We start from the raw sequence: 579 nt of genomic DNA on the forward strand, positions 1-579 counted from the left end.
CAATTTGTGGGGATCCCTCAGATACTTTAGACAATGTTTACCGATCGAAAACACTGTAGCAGAGTCATAAACTTACAGCAGTTGAGCCCCCCCTGATTTTCCTTCTTTCGACAATAGCAACACAACATTATTACGGTGGAAAAAACTTTTATATCTTGTTTTACAAATAACATTATTCAAATAGAGAGGGCTTGCTCAGTAAAAACACTACTCTATTTAAAATTAAAGCAGTCGTTAGGTGATTTTATTTAAGCACTGTACTATTTCATACAGTTAATTATTGTCATTCCATCGCAACTTTTTAATAATCAACTTTCAACTCGGCTTGTACTCCAAAATTCGTTTTCTTCCAGCTTTCGGTTTCACGCGTCCAAAATCAGCGTCTAAGTGTTGGTGATTTTCAAGAAAATCACATTCTAGAACAGTATCTAAAAAAACGATTTCGGTTTCATTACCTTTACCAAATGCCTGTGCTTTCAGAAAACATTTGCAGTTACCTACTGAAAACTCAAAACAATTGTCATCGATCCGACCATCTTTAGCAGAGTTAAATCTCCTGAGGTATCCCCAGAAATTTTG

The 579-nt window shown here is 35.6% G+C and carries 1 pseudogene; it reads right to left on the minus strand.

The features are described from left to right. Positions 1 to 315: 315 nt before the first annotated feature. Positions 316 to 579: pseudogene (locus A9165_RS17030) on the minus strand (hypothetical protein); the annotation flags it as partial.

It is taken from the genome of Alishewanella sp. HH-ZS (genome assembly GCF_001704375.1).
Classification (GTDB): Bacteria; Pseudomonadota; Gammaproteobacteria; order Enterobacterales; family Alteromonadaceae; genus Alishewanella; species Alishewanella aestuarii.